Below are 17,025 nucleotides of genomic sequence, written 5' to 3'. Positions count from 1 at the left end.
GGTTTGCTAGGGGATGTGTTCGCTCCGGCCGCTGATGAGACTCGGGACGAGGTCCAGGAGAGCATCTGCCCCAAGGAGCGAGTGAGACATGTCCGACTCCATCAGGCCGCTGGTCGAACTCCTCCGTGCCAACGCCACGCGGCTCGGTACGAAGACCGCCTTCGAGGACGGGGTGGTTTCGGTCGGTTACGCCGAGTTGGACCAGCGCACGGCTCGTCTCGGGGGCCATGTGGCCGGGCGCGTCGAGCGGGGCGCGCGGGCGATCCTGATGCTCGGCAACTCGGTCCGGTTGGTGGAGGGCTACCTCGCGATATTACGGGCGGCCGCCGTCGCGGTGCCGGTGAACCCGCGCTCGACCGACGACGAGCTGGCCTACCTCATCGCCGACAGCGGCGCCACGCTGGTGATCACCGACGGCAACCACCTCGAGCAGGTGCGTGCGGTAGCGCCGGAGATCCAGGTGCTCACCGACGCGGACCTGGCGCGGCTCGGCGAGGTCGAGCCGGCCCGGCCGGCGCGTGACGACCTTGGCCTCGACGAGGTGGCCTGGCTGCTCTACACCTCCGGCACCACCGGGTCGCCGAAGGGCGTGCTCTCCACGCAGCGGTCCTGCCTCTGGTCGGTCGCGAACAGCTACGCCGGGGTGCTGGGGCTGGCCGAGGACGACCGGCTGCTGTGGCCGCTGCCCCTGTTCCACAGCTTCTCGCACATCATGTGCGTGCTCGGCGCGACCGCGGTCGGGGCCGCGGTGCGGATCATGAACGGGTTCTCCGCGGCCGAGGTGCTCGCCGCGATGCGGGCCGAGGACTTCACCGTCCTGGCCGGGGTGCCGGCCATGTACCACCACATCCTCGCGAGCATCGACGGCCCGGCGGGCGACGACGTGCGCACGGACGGGCTGCGGCTGTGCGTGTCCACCGGCGCCGGCGCCTCGGTGGCACTGCGTACGGCGTTCACCGAACGGTTCGGCACCCGGCTCGTCGACAGCTACGGCAGCACCGAGACCTGCGGCGCGATCACCGCGACCACACCGGACCGCGACTGGCCGGTCGGCTCGTGCGGCGCGGTGGTGCCAGGCGTGTCCGTGCGGCTGGTCGACCCGAGGACCGGCGAGGACGGCACGGAGGGCGAGGTCTGGGTGTCCGGCCCGAACCTCATGCTCGGCTACCACGGCAAGCCCGACGAGACCGCGTGGTCCGTCGTGGACGGCTGGTACCGCACCGGTGACCTGGCCAGCGTGGACGAGGCCGGCAACTACACGATCCGCGGGCGGGTCAAGGAGATCATCATCCGCGGTGGGGAGAACATCCACCCCGGCGAGATCGAGCAGGTGGTGGCCGGCGTGGCCAAGGTCGCCGACGCGGCCGCCGCCGGCAAGCCGGACGACGTGCTCGGCGAGGTGCCGGTCGTCTACGTCGTCGGCGACGACATCGACCCCGACGCGGTGTTCACGGCGTGCCGGGCCGCGTTGAGCTACTTCAAGGTGCCGACCGAGATCCACCGGGTCGCGGAGATCCCGCGCACCGCGTCCGGCAAGGTCACCCGGCACAAGCTGGCGACGCTCGAGTCCACCCTGCTCGGCGCCAGGAACGTGGGGCACGACGGGCTGTTCCGGCCGGACTGGGTGCCGGTGCCGGTGTCGCCGGGTGCGACCGACGTCGTCCTCGTCACCGACCTGGAGACGGCCGGCGACGGCGACGTCTACCTCGAGCTGTCCACGCCGGACGACGTGGACAAGGCCGCGCGGGAGGCCGGCGCGCTGGTCGAGACGTGGCTGACCCGGCCAGCCGGCCGGCTGGTCGTGGTCACCACGGGCGCGGTCGGGGTGGTCGGCGCCGAGGGCGCCGGCACGGCGAGCATGGCAGCGGCGTGGGGCGTGCTGCGTGCCGCCGTCGGGACCCACCCCGACCGGTTCGTCATGGTGGACATCGACGACGCGCCCGCGTCGCGGTCGGTGCTCGCCGCCGCGGTGGCCAGTGGCGAGCCGTGCCTCGGCGTACGGGCGGGACTGGTCCGGGCGCTGCGGCTGGAACCCTTGCGCACCAACCGGGTCACCCCACCCGACCTGTCCGGCACCGTCCTGCTGACCGGCGCCGGCGGCAAGGCAGGCGCCGCGCTGGCCCGGCACCTGGTCGCCGCCCACGGCGTGACCCGCCTGATCCTCGCCGGCACCACCCCGGACGCCGCCGGCCTGGCCGTCGAGCTGGGGGACGCCGGCGCCGAGGTCGTGCTGGCCGCCTGCGACGTGGCCAGCGCCGGCGCGCTGCGGGAGGTCCTCGACCAGATCCCGGCCGACCGGCCGCTGTCCGCGGTGGTGCACGCCGCCGGCATGCCGGACCTCGCCGGCGGCGGCCAGGCCGACCGCGTGCTGCGCACCGCGACGGCCGGCGCCCGCAACCTGGTGGAGCTGACCGGGGACGACGTGCCGCTGGTGTTCGTCACGCCCGCCGCGGGCACCGGCGCCGCCGGCGCGGCGGGTGCCGTGCTCGTGTCGATCGCCACCGGCGCGCGTGCCGCCGGCCGCCCGGTCGTCGCCATCGGCTGGACCGGCGAGGACCGCGGCCCCGCGTCGCTCGACGCCGCGCTGGTCGCCGACGCCCCGGTCGTGCTGAGTGTCGACAACCCGGCCGGCGCCGTGTTCGCCCCGGCCCCGACGATCACCGAGGCCGCGCGGACCACGTTGTCCCGCAGGGAGCTGCTCGACCTGGTCCGGGTGGAGGCGGCGGCCGTGCTCGGCGACGCGAAGCGCCCGCCGGCCGACCGGTCCTTCGCGGACTACGGCTTCGACTCCCGCACCGCGGTCCTGCTGCGCAACCGCCTCGCCGCCGCGACCGGCCTGGACCTGCCGACCACGCTCGTGTTCGACTACCCGACCCCCAACCGTGTCGTGTCGTTCCTGCACGGCCAGACCGGGCCGGCGGCGGTGACCGAGCGGGTCGACCCGGCCGAGCCGATCGCGATCGTCGCCATGGCCTGCCGGTACCCGGGCGGGGTGACCACGCCCGAGGACCTGTGGCAGCTCGTGCTGAACGAGCGGGACGCGGTCGGCGACTTCCCGACCGACCGCGGCTGGAACCTCGCCACCCTGTTCGACGACGACCCGGACCACGCCGGCACCTCCTACGTGCGCCAGGGCGGCTTCCTCCACGACGCGGCGAACTTCGACCCGGAGTTCTTCGGGATCAACCCGCGGGAGGCACTGGCCATGGACCCCCAGCAGCGGCTGCTGCTGGAGACCTCCTGGGAGGTGTTCGAGCGGGCCGGGATCGGCATCGCCGGGCTGGGCGGCACGAAGACCGGCGTCTTCGCCGGGATGATGTTCCACGACTACGCCAGCCGGCTGACCACCGTGCCCGAGGGCCTCGAGGGCTACCTCGGCACTGGCAACGCCGGCAGCGTGGTGTCCGGGCGCATCGCCTACTCGCTGGGGCTGCAGGGGCCGGCGATCACCGTGGACACCGCGTGCTCGTCGTCGCTCGTCGCACTGCACCTGGCGGCGAACGCGCTGCGGGCGGGGGAGTGCTCGCTCGCGCTCGCCGGCGGCGTCGCGGTCCTGGCCACACCGAGCGTGTTCGTCGAGTTCAGCCGGCAGCGCGGGCTCGCGCCCGACGGGCGGTGCAAGGCGTTCGCCGAGTCGGCCGACGGCACCGGCTGGGCCGAGGGCGCGGGCATGCTCCTGCTGGAACGGCTTTCCGACGCGCGCCGCAACGGGCACCCGGTGCTCGCGGTGCTCCGCGGCTCCGCGGTGAACTCCGACGGCGCGTCCAACGGGCTGACCGCGCCGAACGGTCCCGCGCAGGAGCAGGTGATCCGTGACGCGCTCGCCGCGGCCGGACTGTCCGGCGCGGACGTGGACGCGGTCGAGGCGCACGGCACGGGCACGAAGCTGGGCGACCCGATCGAGGCGCGGGCGCTGCTGGCCACCTACGGTCAGGACCGGGACGCCCCGCTGCTGCTCGGGTCGATGAAGTCGAACATCGGGCACGCGCAGGCCGCCGCCGGTGTCGGCGGCGTGATCAAGATGGTCGAGGCGCTGCGCCACGGCGTGCTGCCGAGGACCCTGCACGTGGACACGCCGACGTCCCACGTGGACTGGTCGGCCGGTGCGGTCGAGCTGCTCACCGAGCGCCGCGAGTGGCCCGAGGTGAACCGCCCGCGGCGCGCGGCGGTGTCGTCGTTCGGCGTCTCCGGCACCAACGCGCACGCGATCATCGAGGAGTGGCGTGCGAGTGGGCCGCCGGTGTCTGGACTGACGAGCAGCGCAGCGAGCTCGGCCACGAGCGAGGGCGCAGCGCAGGAGGGAAGACACCGGGAACAGGCCCACTCGCCGGCGAGCGGAGCGAGCCAATCAGACACAGGCTGGCCGGTGCCCGTGGTGTTCTCCGGGCCGAGCGAGGACGCGGTCACTGCCCAGGTTGACCAGCTGCGGTCGGCCCCGATCGACGGGGCGGTCGCGAGCGTGGGCCGCACCATGGCCACCCGGGCCAGATTCTCCCACCGCGGCGTGGTCGTCGCCGCCAGCGTCGACGAGCTGCGCACCGCGCCGGTGGTCACGGGCGTGGCCGGCGAGCCGGGTAGGACCGTGTTCGTCTTCCCGGGCCAGGGCGCGCAGTGGGTGGGCATGGGGTTGGCGTTGGCCGAATCCTTCGAGGTTTTCTCCGCACGCCTCGACGAGTGCGCGGCAGCGCTGTCGCCCTTCGTGGACTGGTCGTTGCGGGACGTGCTCGGCGATCCCGAGGCGTTGCAGCGGGTTGACGTTGTGCAGCCGGCGTTGTGGGCGATGTACGTGTCGCTCGCCGCGCTGTGGCAGTCGTTCGGCATCGAGCCGGACGCGGTGATCGGGCACTCGCAGGGTGAGATCGCCGCCGCCGCGGTGTCCGGCGCACTGTCCCTTTCGGACGCGGCGAAGGTCGTGGCGTTACGCAGCAGGACGATCCGGGCGATCACCGGGATCGGCGGCATGGTGTCCGTCGGGCTGCCGGCCGGCGAGGTCGAGACGCGGCTGGCGCGGTGGACCGGACGGATCTCCCTGGCCGCCGTCAACGGCGCCGAGTCCGCCGTGGTGGCCGGCGACGCCGACGCCCTGGATGACCTGGTGGAAACGTTTGCGGCAGAGGAGATCCGGGTCAAGCGGATCCCGGTGGACTACGCCTCGCACTCCGCGCACGTCGAGCACGTCCAGGACGACATCCTGACCGCACTGGCCGGGATCACCCCGCGCACACCGCGGATCCCGTTCTACTCCACGGTGGACTCCCGCTGGCTCGACCGGCCGACCGACGCGGCCTACTGGTACCAGAACCTGCGCCAGACCGTCCGGTTCGCCGACGGCGTCGCCGCACTGCACGAGGACGGGCACGGCGTGTTCGTCGAGGTCAGCCCGCACCCCGTGGTGACCATGGCGGTGGCCGAGACGGCGCCGGACGCCGTCGCCGTCGGCACGCTGCGCCGCGACGACGGCGGGCCGCGCCGCTTCGTCACCTCGCTCGCCGAGCTGATCGCGGGCGGCGTCGAGCCGGACCTCGACCGGGTGTTCCCCGGCGCGCGTCCGATCGGCCTGCCCACCTACGCCTTCCAGCGCGAGCGGTACTGGCTGACCGAGACCGCCGCGCCGGCCGGGGACGTCACCGCCGCCGGGCTCGGCACGGCCGGCCACCCGCTGCTCGGCGCCGCCGTCGAGCTGGCCGGGGACGCCGGCCACCTGTTCACGGGTGCGCTGTCGCTGGCCACCCAGCCGTGGCTGGCCGACCACGCGGTCATGGGCACGGTGCTGCTGCCCGGCACCGCGTTCGTGGACATCGCGGTCGCCGCCGGCGACGAGGTCGGCGCGGACCAGCTCGCCGAGCTGACCCTCGAGGCGCCGCTGGTGCTGCCCGCCGAGGAGACCGTCACCATCCAGGTGCACCTCGGCGCGCCGGGCGCGGACGGCGCCAGGACGGTCACCGTCCACTCACGACAGCAGGGCACGGACACCTGGCTGCGCAACGCGTCCGGCAGCCTCGCCGCCGCGGCGCCGTCGGCTCCGGTCGCACTCACCGAGTGGCCGCCGAGCGGCGCCACCCCCGTCGACTTCAGCGAGTTCTACGCCGGCACCGGCTACGGACCGGCGTTCCAGGGCATGCGTGCCGCGTGGCGGCGCGGCGACGAGGTGTTCACCGAGGTCACGCTGCCGGCCGAGGCCGGCTCCGCCACGGGGTTCGGCCTGCACCCGGCCCTGCTGGACGCCGCGCTGCACGGCATGGACCTCGGCGCGATCGAGCACGCGGACGACGCGGCCGCCGGATATCTCGCCTTCGCGTGGACCGGGATGCGGCTGCACGCCACGGGTGCGACCGCGCTGCGCGTGCGCCTGGCGCCGGCCGGACCGGACGCCGTGTCGCTGACCATCGCGGACGACTCCGGCGCGCCGGTCGCGGACGCCGAGTCGCTCGCCGTGCGCCCGGTCGACGCCGCGAGGCTCACCGGCGCCGACGACTCGCTGTACACGGTGGACTGGGTGGCGGGAACCGTTGGCGCGCCGACGGAACACGGCATCATCGAGGCGGCCGGCCTCGGCGACCTGACCGAGGTGGCCGATCTCGTCATCCACCGGTTCGCCACGGAGAAGCGGAAGAAGGACCTGGCGAGGACGGTGTCCGCCGCGGCGCGGCGAGCGCTGGCCATGGTGCGGAGCTGGCTCACCGACGAGCGCTTCGCGCGGTCCCGGCTGGTCGTGGTCACCGGCGACCGCGACCAGCCGGTGACCGCACCGGTCTGGGGCCTGGTGCGGGCCGCGCAGTCCGAGCACCCGGACCGGTTCGTCCTGGTCGACTCCGACGGCACGGACGCGTCGAACGCGGTGCTGCCGGCGGCGCTGGCACTCGACGAGCCGCAGTTCGCGTTGCGTGCCGGCAAGGTGCTGGTGCCGCGGCTGGCCAGGGCCGCGACCGGCGCCGAGGAGCCGGCGCTGTCCGGCACGGTCCTCGTCACCGGCGGCACCGGCGGGCTCGGCGCGCTGGTCGCCAGGCACCTGGCGGACAAGCCCGGCGTGACCGGCCTCGTGCTCCTCAGCCGCCGGGGCACCGACGTCGACGGCGCGGCCGAGCTGGCCGCCGAGCTGCCCGTGGCCACCAGGATCGTCGCCTGCGACGTCGCGGACCGGGCCGCGCTCGCCAAGGTGCTGAAGGGCATCCCCGACCTGACCGCCGTCGTGCACACCGCCGGCGTCGTGGCCGACGGGACCGTCGCCTCGATGACCGACGAGCAGCTCGACCAGGTGCTCGCGCCGAAGGTGGCCGGCACGCTCGCGCTGCACGAGCTGACCAAGGACCGGAACCTGGCCGCGTTCGCCCTGTACTCCAGCGCCGCCACCACGTTCGGTGCCGCGGGCCAAGCCAACTACGCCGCCGCCAACGCCTTCCTCGACGCGTTCGCGGCCCATCGCCGCTCGCTCGGCCTGCCGGCCACCTCGTTCGCCTGGGGCCTGTGGGCGGAGGAGCGCGGCATGGGTGGCCGGCTGACCGACACCGACCTGCGCCGCATGGCCCGCAACGGCACCCGAGCACTGTCCACTCTGGACGGACTGGCGCTGTTCGACGCCGGCCTCGGTGCCACCGAGCCGAACCTGGTGCCCGTCCGGCTCGACCTGGCCGTGCTGCGCAACGCCACGCACGTGCCCGCGTTGCTGCGTGGCCTGGTGCGTACCCCCGCCCGCCGGGTCGTCACCGAGCGCGTGTCCGCCGACTCGCTGGCCGACAAGCTGGCCGCCCTGGCGCCCGCGGAGCGGGACCGCACGCTCGTCGAGCTGGTCCGCGCCGCGGCGGCCGGCGTGCTCGGCCATCCCTCGCCGGCCGCCGTCGACGTGAAGAGGACGTTCAAGCAGCTGGGGTTCGACTCGCTGACCGCGGTCGAGCTGCGCAACCGCCTGCACGCGGCCAGCGGGCTGCGACTGCCCGCGACCCTGATCTTCAACTACCCCACCCCGGCCGAGCTGGCCGCGCACCTACGCGACGAGCTGCTCGGCGCCGACGCCGCGCCGGTGCCGACCGCCCCGGCCGCGGTCGCGGTGGACGACGACCCGATCGTCATCGTCAGCATGGCCTGCCGGTTCCCCGGCGGCGTCGACAGCCCCGAGGCGTTGTGGGAGCTGCTGGCCGCCGGCGGTGACGCGGTCGGCCCGCTGCCCGACGACCGCGGCTGGGACCTGGCCGAGCTGTACCACCCTGACCCGGACGAGCCGGGCCGCTCCTACGTGCGCGAGGGTGGCTTCATCTACGACGCGGCCGAGTTCGACGCCGAGTTCTTCGGCATCTCGCCGCGCGAGGCGACCGCGATGGACCCGCAGCAGCGGCTGCTGCTGGAGACCTCGTGGGAGGCGGTCGAACGGGCCGGCATCGACCCGGTCTCCCTGCGCGGCGCGAAGGTCGGCGTGTTCACCGGCACCCACGGCCAGGACTACGCGAAGCTGCTGGCCGCCGCCCCGCCCGGCAACGAGGGCTTCCTGGTCACCGGCAACGCCGCGTCCGTGGTGTCCGGCCGGATCGCCTACACGCTCGGGCTGGAGGGCCCGGCGATGACCATCGACACCGCCTGCTCCGCCTCGCTCGTCGCGCTGCACCTGGCGATCCAGGCGTTGCGCACCGGCGAGTGCACGCTCGCACTGGCCGGCGGCGCCGCGGTGATGTCCACCCCGGAGGGGCTGGTCGCGTTCAGCCGGCAGCGTGGGCTCGCGCCGGACGGCCGGTGCAAGGCCTTCGCCGAGGGCGCCGACGGGTTCGGCATGTCGGAGGGCGTCGGCGTGCTGCTGGTCGAGCGCCTGTCCGACGCTCGTCGCAACGGCCACCCGGTGCTGGCGGTGGTCAGGGGCACGGCGATCAACCAGGACGGCGCGTCCAACGGCCTCACCGCCCCGAACGGCCCGTCGCAGGAGAGGGTGATCACCGCCGCGCTGGCCGACGCCGGTCTGTCCACTTCGGACGTCGACGTGGTCGAGGCGCACGGCACCGGCACGAAGCTCGGCGACCCGATCGAGGCGCAGGCACTGCTGGCCACCTACGGCCAGAACCGGACCACCCCGCTGCTGCTGGGCTCGGTGAAGTCGAACCTCGGGCACACCCAGTCCGCGGCGGGCATCGCCGGCGTGATGAAGATGGTCATGGCCATGCGCCACGAGGTGCTGCCCGCGACGCTGCACGTCGACGCGCCGTCGTCGCATGTGGACTGGAGCGCCGGTTCGGTCGAGCTGCTGACCGACAGCCGGCGGTGGCCGGCCGGCGACCGGCCGCGCCGGGCCGGGGTGTCCTCGTTCGGTGTCTCCGGCACGAACGCGCACGTGATCATCGAGGAGCCCGAGCGGACACGGGACGACGAGGTCGTGTTCACCGACGTGGCCGCCGACGGCCCGGTCCTGCCCTGGCTGGTGTCCGGCCGTACCCCGCAAGCGCTTGCGGCGCAGGCCGAGACGCTGCGTGCCTTCCTGACCGCCAACCCGACGGTCGACCTGGCCGGCGTCGGCGCCGCACTGGCGGGCACCCGCGCCGAGTTCGCGCACCGCGCGGTGCTGGTCGGCCAGGAACGCGCGGAGTTCGTCGACGGCCTCGCCGCGCTGGCCGCCGGCACGCCGGCTCCCGGCGTCGTCACCGGCGCCGTACAAGGCAACGGCCGCACGGTCTTCGTGTTCCCCGGTCAGGGTGCGCAGTGGGCCGGCATGGGCCTGGCGCTGGCCGAGGCGTCCGAGGTGTTCTCGGCGCGGCTCGACGAGTGCGCCGCCGCGCTGGCGCCCTTTGTGGACTGGTCGCTGCGCGAGGTACTGGGCGACGCCGAGGCCTTGCGGCGGGTCGACGTCGTGCAGCCCGCGTTGTGGGCCATGTACGTGTCGCTGGCCGCGATGTGGGAGTCGTTCGGGGTCCGGCCGGACGCGGTGGTCGGGCACTCGCAGGGTGAGATCGCCGCGGCCGCGGTGTCCGGCGCGCTGTCCCTGGAGGACGCCGCACGGGTCGTCGCGTTGCGCAGCAGGGCCATCAAGGCCATCACCGGGATCGGCGGCATGGTGTCGGTCGCGCTGCCGTCCGACGAGGTCGAGTCCCGGCTGACCCGCTGGGCCGGCAAGATCTCCCTCGCAGCCGTCAACGGTCCGGCCGCCTGCGTGGTCGCCGGCGACGCCGAAGCCCTCGACGAGCTGGTGGAAACGTTTGCGGCCGAGGAGATCCGGGTCAAGCGGATCCCCGTGGACTACGCCTCGCACTCCGCGCACGTGGAGCGCCTCCGCGACGAGCTGCTCGACGTGCTCGCGCCGATCCGGCCGCGCCCGGCCAGCGTGCCGTTCTACTCCACGGTGGACAGCGCGTGGCTGAACACCAGCACGCTGGACGCCGAGTACTGGTACCGCAACCTGCGCGCGACCGTGCGGCTGGAGCCGGCGGTGCGGGCGATGGTGGCCGACGGCTACCAGTTCTTCGTCGAGACCAGCCCGCACCCGGTGCTCACCATGGCCATCCAGGACACCGCCGGCGCCGCCGCGATCGGCACGCTGCGCCGCGAGGAGGGCGGTCTGGCCCGCTTCTACGCCTCGCTCGGCGAGGCGAAGGCGGCGGGGGTGCCGGCCGACCTCACCCCTGCCTACGCGGGGGCGGCCACGGTCGCGCTGCCCACCTACGCCTTCCAGCGGGACCGGTACTGGCTGGACACGGTCGCGCCGGCCGGCGACGCGGCGAGCCTCGGGCTCGGCGGCGCCGACCACCCCCTGCTCGGCAGCGCGGTCGCGCTGGCCGGTGACGACGGCGCCGGCGACGGCATGCTGTTCACCGGCAGGCTCTCGGTCCGCACCCACCCCTGGCTCGCCGACCACGTGGTGCGCGACCAGGTGATCTTCCCGGGCACCGCGTTCGTCGAGCTGGCGCTGCGGGCCGGCGACGAGGTCGGCTGCGACCAGGTCGGTGAGCTGCTGCTGCACGCGCCCCTCGTGCTTCCCGCCGACGGCGCCGTCCAGCTGCAGGTGCTGGTCGGGGACGGGGACGAGACCGGTCGCCGTGCGGTCGCCGTCCACGCCCGCCCCGCCGGCACCCAGACCTGGACCAGGCACGCCAGCGGCGTCCTCACCGCCGGGGGAGCGGCCGGCGCCGGGCTGACCGCGTGGCCGCCGCCCGGCGCCACCGAGATCGACGTGACCGGCGCGTACGACCACCTGGCCGGCATCGGCGTCGACTACGGCCCGACCTTCCAGTGCCTGCGCCGCGCCTGGCGCGACGACACCGCGACCTATGTGGAGGTGTCGCTGCCCGCGGACGTGCCGGTGAGCGGCTTCAACCTGCACCCCGCGCTGTTCGACGCGTGCCTGCACGCGTTGGGCGCGCAGGACTCGGGCGAGGGCAAGCTGGCGTTCTGCTTCACCGAGGTCGCCGTGCACGCCACCGGCGCGACCGCGCTGCGCGTGAAGCTGGCCGGTACCGACGAGCTGACCCTGACGCTCGCCGACACCGACGGCGCCCCGGTGGCCACGGTGGGGTCGCTGCTCATCCGCCCGGTGGCCGCCGCGGCCCCGAGCACCGACTCGCTCTACCGCGTCACCCAGACGCCGGTCACCGTCACCGCCGGCCAGGTCGCGGCGGCCTGGCAGCCGCTGAACCTCACCGGCGAGGCCATGCCGGACCTGCACGACCTGACCAGCTCGGTGCACGAGCGGCTCCTCGCCCACCTCGAGACCGGCGAGGGCCTGCTCGTCCTGCTCACCCGGGGACCGGACGACCTGACGCACGCGCCGATCTGGGGCATGGTGCGCTCGGCGCAGTCCGAGCAGCCGGACCGCTTCGTGCTCGTGGACATCGACGACGACGCCGCGTCGCACGAGGTCCTGGCCGCCGCCGTCGCCACCGGCGAGCCCCAGCTGACCATCCGCGCGGGCACGGTGTCCGCGCCACGCCTGACCCGCGCACAGTCCACAGAGGACGAACCGCGTGTCGACACGTCCGGCACGGTCCTCGTCACCGGTGCGGTCGGCGGCCTCGGCGAGCTGGTCGCCCGGCACCTGGTCACCCGGTACGGCGCCGCGAACCTGCTGCTGGTCAGCCGCCGCGGTCCCGCCGCGGACGGCGCCGCGGCGCTGGTCGAACAGCTGACGGCCCTGGGCGCCACCGTGCGCGTCGAGGCCTGCGACGTCACCGACCGCACCGCGCTCGCCACCCTGCTGTCCACAGTGGACGACCTCACCGCCGTGCTGCACACCGCGGGCGTCGTCGACGACGGCCTCGTCACCGCGCTGACCCGTGAGCAGTTCGACCGGGTCCTCGCGGTCAAGGTGGACGCCGCGCTGCACCTCCACGAGCTGGCGCCGAACGCCCAGCTGGTCTTCTTCTCCGCCGCGGCCGGCGTGCTCGGCAACCCGGGCCAGGCCAACTACGCGGCCGGCAACGCGTTCCTCGACGCGCTCGCCACGCACCGCCAAGCCCTTGGCCTGCCGGGCAAGTCGCTGGACTGGGGCCTGTGGGCGGAGCGCACCGGCATGGCCGGCAGGCTGACCGACACCGACATCGCCCGCCTCCGGCGCGGCGGCGCGGTGCCGATGACCGAGGCCGACGGGCTCGCCCTGTTCGACGCGGCCATGGCCGACCCGAACCCCGTGCTGGTGCCGATCAGGCTGGACCTCGCCGCCATGCGGGACAACCAGCACCCGCTGCTGCGTGGCCTGGTCCGCGCCCCGGTCCGCCGTGCGGTCGCCGCGGCCGCCGCCGAGCAGGGCGGCCTGGCCGGCACACTGGCCGCGCTCGCCCCGGAGCGGCGCGTCGAGATGTTGCTCGACCTGGTCCGCGACAACGCGGCCGGCGTCCTCGGTCATGCCGCGGCCGGCGCGATCGACCCGCACCGCCCGTTCAAGGACCTCGGTTTCGACTCGCTCACCGCGGTCGAGCTGCGCAACCGGCTCAACGCCGCCACCGGCCTGACCCTGCCGGCCACCGTGGTGTTCAGCTACCCGGACGCCGCCGCGCTCGCCACCCACCTGGCCACCGAGCTGGTCGGCGGCGAGACCGAGACGGCGGCCGCGGTCGTCGTGACCGAGCCGGACGAGCCCATCGCGATCGTCGCCATGAGCTGCCGGTTCCCCGGCGAGGTGCGCACCCCCGAGCAGCTGTGGGACCTGCTGGTCGACGGCACCTCGGTGATCGCCGAGTTCCCCCGCGACCGCGGCTGGGACACCGACGGCATCTACCACCCCGAGCCCGGCACGCCCGGCAAGACCTACACCCGGACCGGCGGTTTCCTCTACGACGCCGCGGACTTCGACCCCGGCTTCTTCGGCATCTCGCCGCGGGAGGCCATCGCGATGGACCCGCAGCAGCGCCTGCTGCTGGAGACCTCGTGGGAGGCCGTGGAGCGGGCCGGCATCGACCCGACCACGTTGCGGGGCAGCAAGACCGGCGTGTTCGCCGGCACCGTGTACCACGACTACGCAGGCCGGGTGCACGACGTGCCCGACGACGTCGCCGGCTACCTCGGCAACGGCTCGGCGGCCAGCGTCGCCTCCGGCCGGGTCGCCTACGCCTTCGGCCTGGAGGGCCCGGCGATCACCGTGGACACCGCGTGCTCGTCGTCGCTGGTGGCACTGCACCTGGCCGCCCGCTCGCTGCGGGCCGGCGAGTGCGACCTGGCGCTGGCCGGCGGCGTGACGATCATGTCCACCCCCCACCTGCTCATCGAGTTCGCCCGCCAGCGCGGCCTGGCCGCGGACGGCAAGGTCAAGGCGTTCTCCGACACCGCGGACGGCACGGGCTTCGCCGAGGGCGTCGGCATGCTGCTGGTCGAGCGGCTGGCGGACGCGCGCCGGCTCGGCCACCCGGTGCTGGCCGTGGTCCGTGGCTCGGCGATCAACTCCGACGGCGCGTCCAACGGCCTGACCGCGCCGAACGGCCTGGCACAGGAGCGGGTGATCCGCGCCGCGCTCGCCGACGCCGGACTGTCCACCTCGGACGTGGACGCGGTCGAGGCGCACGGCACCGGCACGAAGCTCGGCGACCCGATCGAGGCCACCGCGCTGCTCGCCACCTACGGCCAGAACCGGGAGCACCCGCTGCTGCTCGGCTCGGTCAAGACCAACATCGGCCACACCCAGGCCGCGGCCGGCGTCGCCGGCGTGATCAAGATGGTCGAGGCGCTGCACCACGGCGTGCTGCCGGCCAGCCTGAACATCGACACGCCGACGTCCCAGGTGGACTGGACGTCCGGCAAGGTCCGGCTGGCCACCGAGAACACCGGCTGGCCGGAGGTCGGCCGCCCGCGCCGGGCCGGCATCTCCTCGTTCGGCATCAGCGGCACCAACGCACACGTCATCATCGAGGCGCCCGAGGCCGACGAGATCCAGGACGACCGCGAGCTCCCCCAGGTGGCGCTGCCGTTCGTCCTCTCCGGCCGCTCCGACACCGCACTGCGTGCCCAGGCGGCCCGCCTCCTGTCCGCCGTGGACACCGCACCGCTGGTGGACATCGCCTACACCCTGGCCACCGCACGGCCCGGCCTCGCGCGGCGGGGCATGGTCACCGCGGCCGACCGGGACTCGCTGCGCCGCGGGCTGCAGGCGCTGGCCGACGGGCGGGCGGGCATCACCGGCTCGCTCACCCCGGGCAAGGTCGCGTTCCTGGCCACCGGGCAGGGTGCCCAGCGCGTCGGCATGGGCCAGCAGCTCGCCGAGACCTACCCCGTGTTCGCCGCAGCGCTCGACGAGGTGTGCGCTGAGCTGGACAAACACCTGTGCCTGACGGCCTCGCTCCGCTCGGCGGTTCGCGGCCTCGACCCGGCCGCTCACCTGGACCGGCCACTGCGCCAGGTCATCGCCGCCGAGCCGGAGCTGCTCGACCAGACGGCGTGGACGCAGCCCGCGTTGTTCGCCATCGAGGTGGCGCTGTTCCGCCTGCTCGAGGCGTGGGGCGTGCGGCCGGACAGCGTGACCGGCCACTCCATCGGCGAGATCGCCGCCGCGCACGTCGCCGGCGTGTTCTCGCTGGCCGACGCGGCCAGGCTGGTCACCGCGCGCGGCGCGCTCATGCAGGCACTGCCGGCCGGCGGCGCCATGCTCTCGGTGCGTGCGCCGGAGTGCAAGGTGGCGCCGCTGCTGGGCGAGGGTGTCGCGATCGCCGCGGTGAACGCGCCGAACTCGGTGGTCATCGCCGGGCCGAGGGACGCGGTCGCCATGGTCGGCGACTCGCTCGCCGCGACCGGGCACAAGACCAAGTGGCTGGCGGTGAGCCACGCCTTCCACTCGCCGCTCATGGACCCGATGCTCGCCGAGTTCCGGACCGTCGCGACCGGACTGACCTACCACGAGCCGGCCATCGCCATGCCCGGCGCGGTCACCGACCCCGAGTACTGGGTGCGGCACGTGCGGGAGCCGGTCCGGTTCGCCGACGTGGTCACCGAGCTGTCCGCGGCCGGCGTGACGACGTTCGTCGAGATCGGCCCGGACGGCGTGCTCACCGCGATGACCAGCGAGACGCTGGCCGACGAGCAGGACGTCCTCGCGGTGCCGCTGCTGCGCCGCGACCGGCCGGAGCCCGCGACCATCGTCGCCGCGCTCGGCCTGCTGCACACCAGGGGCGTGCGGGTGGACTGGCAGGCGTTCTTCGCGGCCTACCAGCCGCGGCGGGTCACCCTGCCCACGTACGCGTTCCAGCGCGAACGCTACTGGCTGGCGCCGAGCGCGCCGAAGATCGAGGGTGGACGGTTGGCCGCCGACGACATCGACGCACGGTTCTGGGACGCGGTGGAACGCGAGGACCTGGAGGCCCTCGCCGCGACGCTGGACGTGCCCGACCCGAACACCATCGGCGCGGTGCTGCCCGCGCTCTCCCGCTGGCGCAGGACCCGCCGCGACGAGTCCGTCGTGGACACCTGGCGGTACGGGATCGACTGGGCACCGGTCGCCAAGGTGCCGACCGCGCGGCTGCGGGGGACCTGGCTGGTCATGGTGCCGGCCGGTCACGGCGAGGACTCGTGGGTCCGCGACGCGGTCGCGGCGATCGCCGAGCACGGCGCGACCGTGCGCGAGCGGGTGCTCGGCCCGCGGGACGGCTCCCGCGAGGATCTCGTCGCGTTCCTGTCCGAAGTGGACACCGAGGGACTGTCCGGCGTGCTGTCGCTGCTGGCGGCGGACCGGCGCCGGTTCCGCGACCACATCTCGGCCGGCTTCGCGCAGAACCTCAGCCTGCTGCAGGCCATGGACCAGACCGACCTGGCGGTCCCGCTGTGGTGCCTGACGAAGGGCGCGCTGTCCGTGGCGCCCGAGGACGAGATCCTCGACCCGGGGCACGCGCAGATCTGGGGCCTCGGCCGGGTCGCGGCCCTGGAGCACCCGCGCTGCTGGGGCGGTCTGATCGACCTGCCGCCGGCGCTGGACGCCACCGCCCGCGCCCGGCTCGCGGCCGCTCTGTCCGGTGTGGACGGTGAGGACCAGCTGGCGATCCGCGCCTCCGGGCTGCTCGGCCGCAGGCTCAGCCGGGCCCCGCTCGGCGCCGTCGAGCCGGAACAGGCCTGGCGCCCGCGCGGCACCGTGCTGGTCACCGGCGGCACCGGCCAGGTCGGTTCGCGCATCGCCCGCTGGCTGGCCGAGAACGGTGCGGAGCACCTGGTGCTGGCCACCCGGCACGGCACGCGGTCGTCCGGCTTCGAGGACCTGGCCGCCGAGCTGACCGCGCTCGGCGCGCGGGTCACCGGGGTGGCCGCGGACGTGTCCGACAAGGCGGCCGTGAGCAGGCTGCTGGCCGAGATCCCCGGCGAGCTGACCGCCGTGGTGCATGCCGCGGGCACCGGCTCGCTGCGGCCGATCGCCGAGATCGAGCTGCCCGAGCTGGCCGAGTCGATCATCGCCAAGGCGGCCGGCGCCGGGTACCTCGACGAGCTGCTCGGCGACCGCGAGCTGGACGCGTTCGTGCTGGTCTCGTCCGCGTCCGGGGTGTGGGGCAGCGCCAGCCACGGCGGCGCCGCCGCGGTGGACTCCTACCTGGCCGCGCTCGCCCGGCGCCGGGTCGCCCGCGGCCTGACCGCGACCGCGATCGCCTGGGGTCC

Annotated in this window: 1 protein-coding gene; it reads left to right on the top strand. The window is 74.7% G+C overall.

Features of this window, described 5'->3' with window-relative positions:
- Positions 1–88: 88 nt before the first annotated feature.
- Positions 89–17,025, top strand: a 16,937-nt coding sequence (locus tag VET29_RS32325) for a type I polyketide synthase (protein ID WP_324927780.1), incomplete at its 3' end; no start/stop codon positions are given.

This window comes from Actinophytocola sp. (genome assembly GCF_035634895.1).
GTDB lineage: Bacteria > Actinomycetota > Actinomycetes > Mycobacteriales > Pseudonocardiaceae > Actinophytocola.
This window is presented reverse-complemented; position numbering and strand designations above follow the sequence as displayed.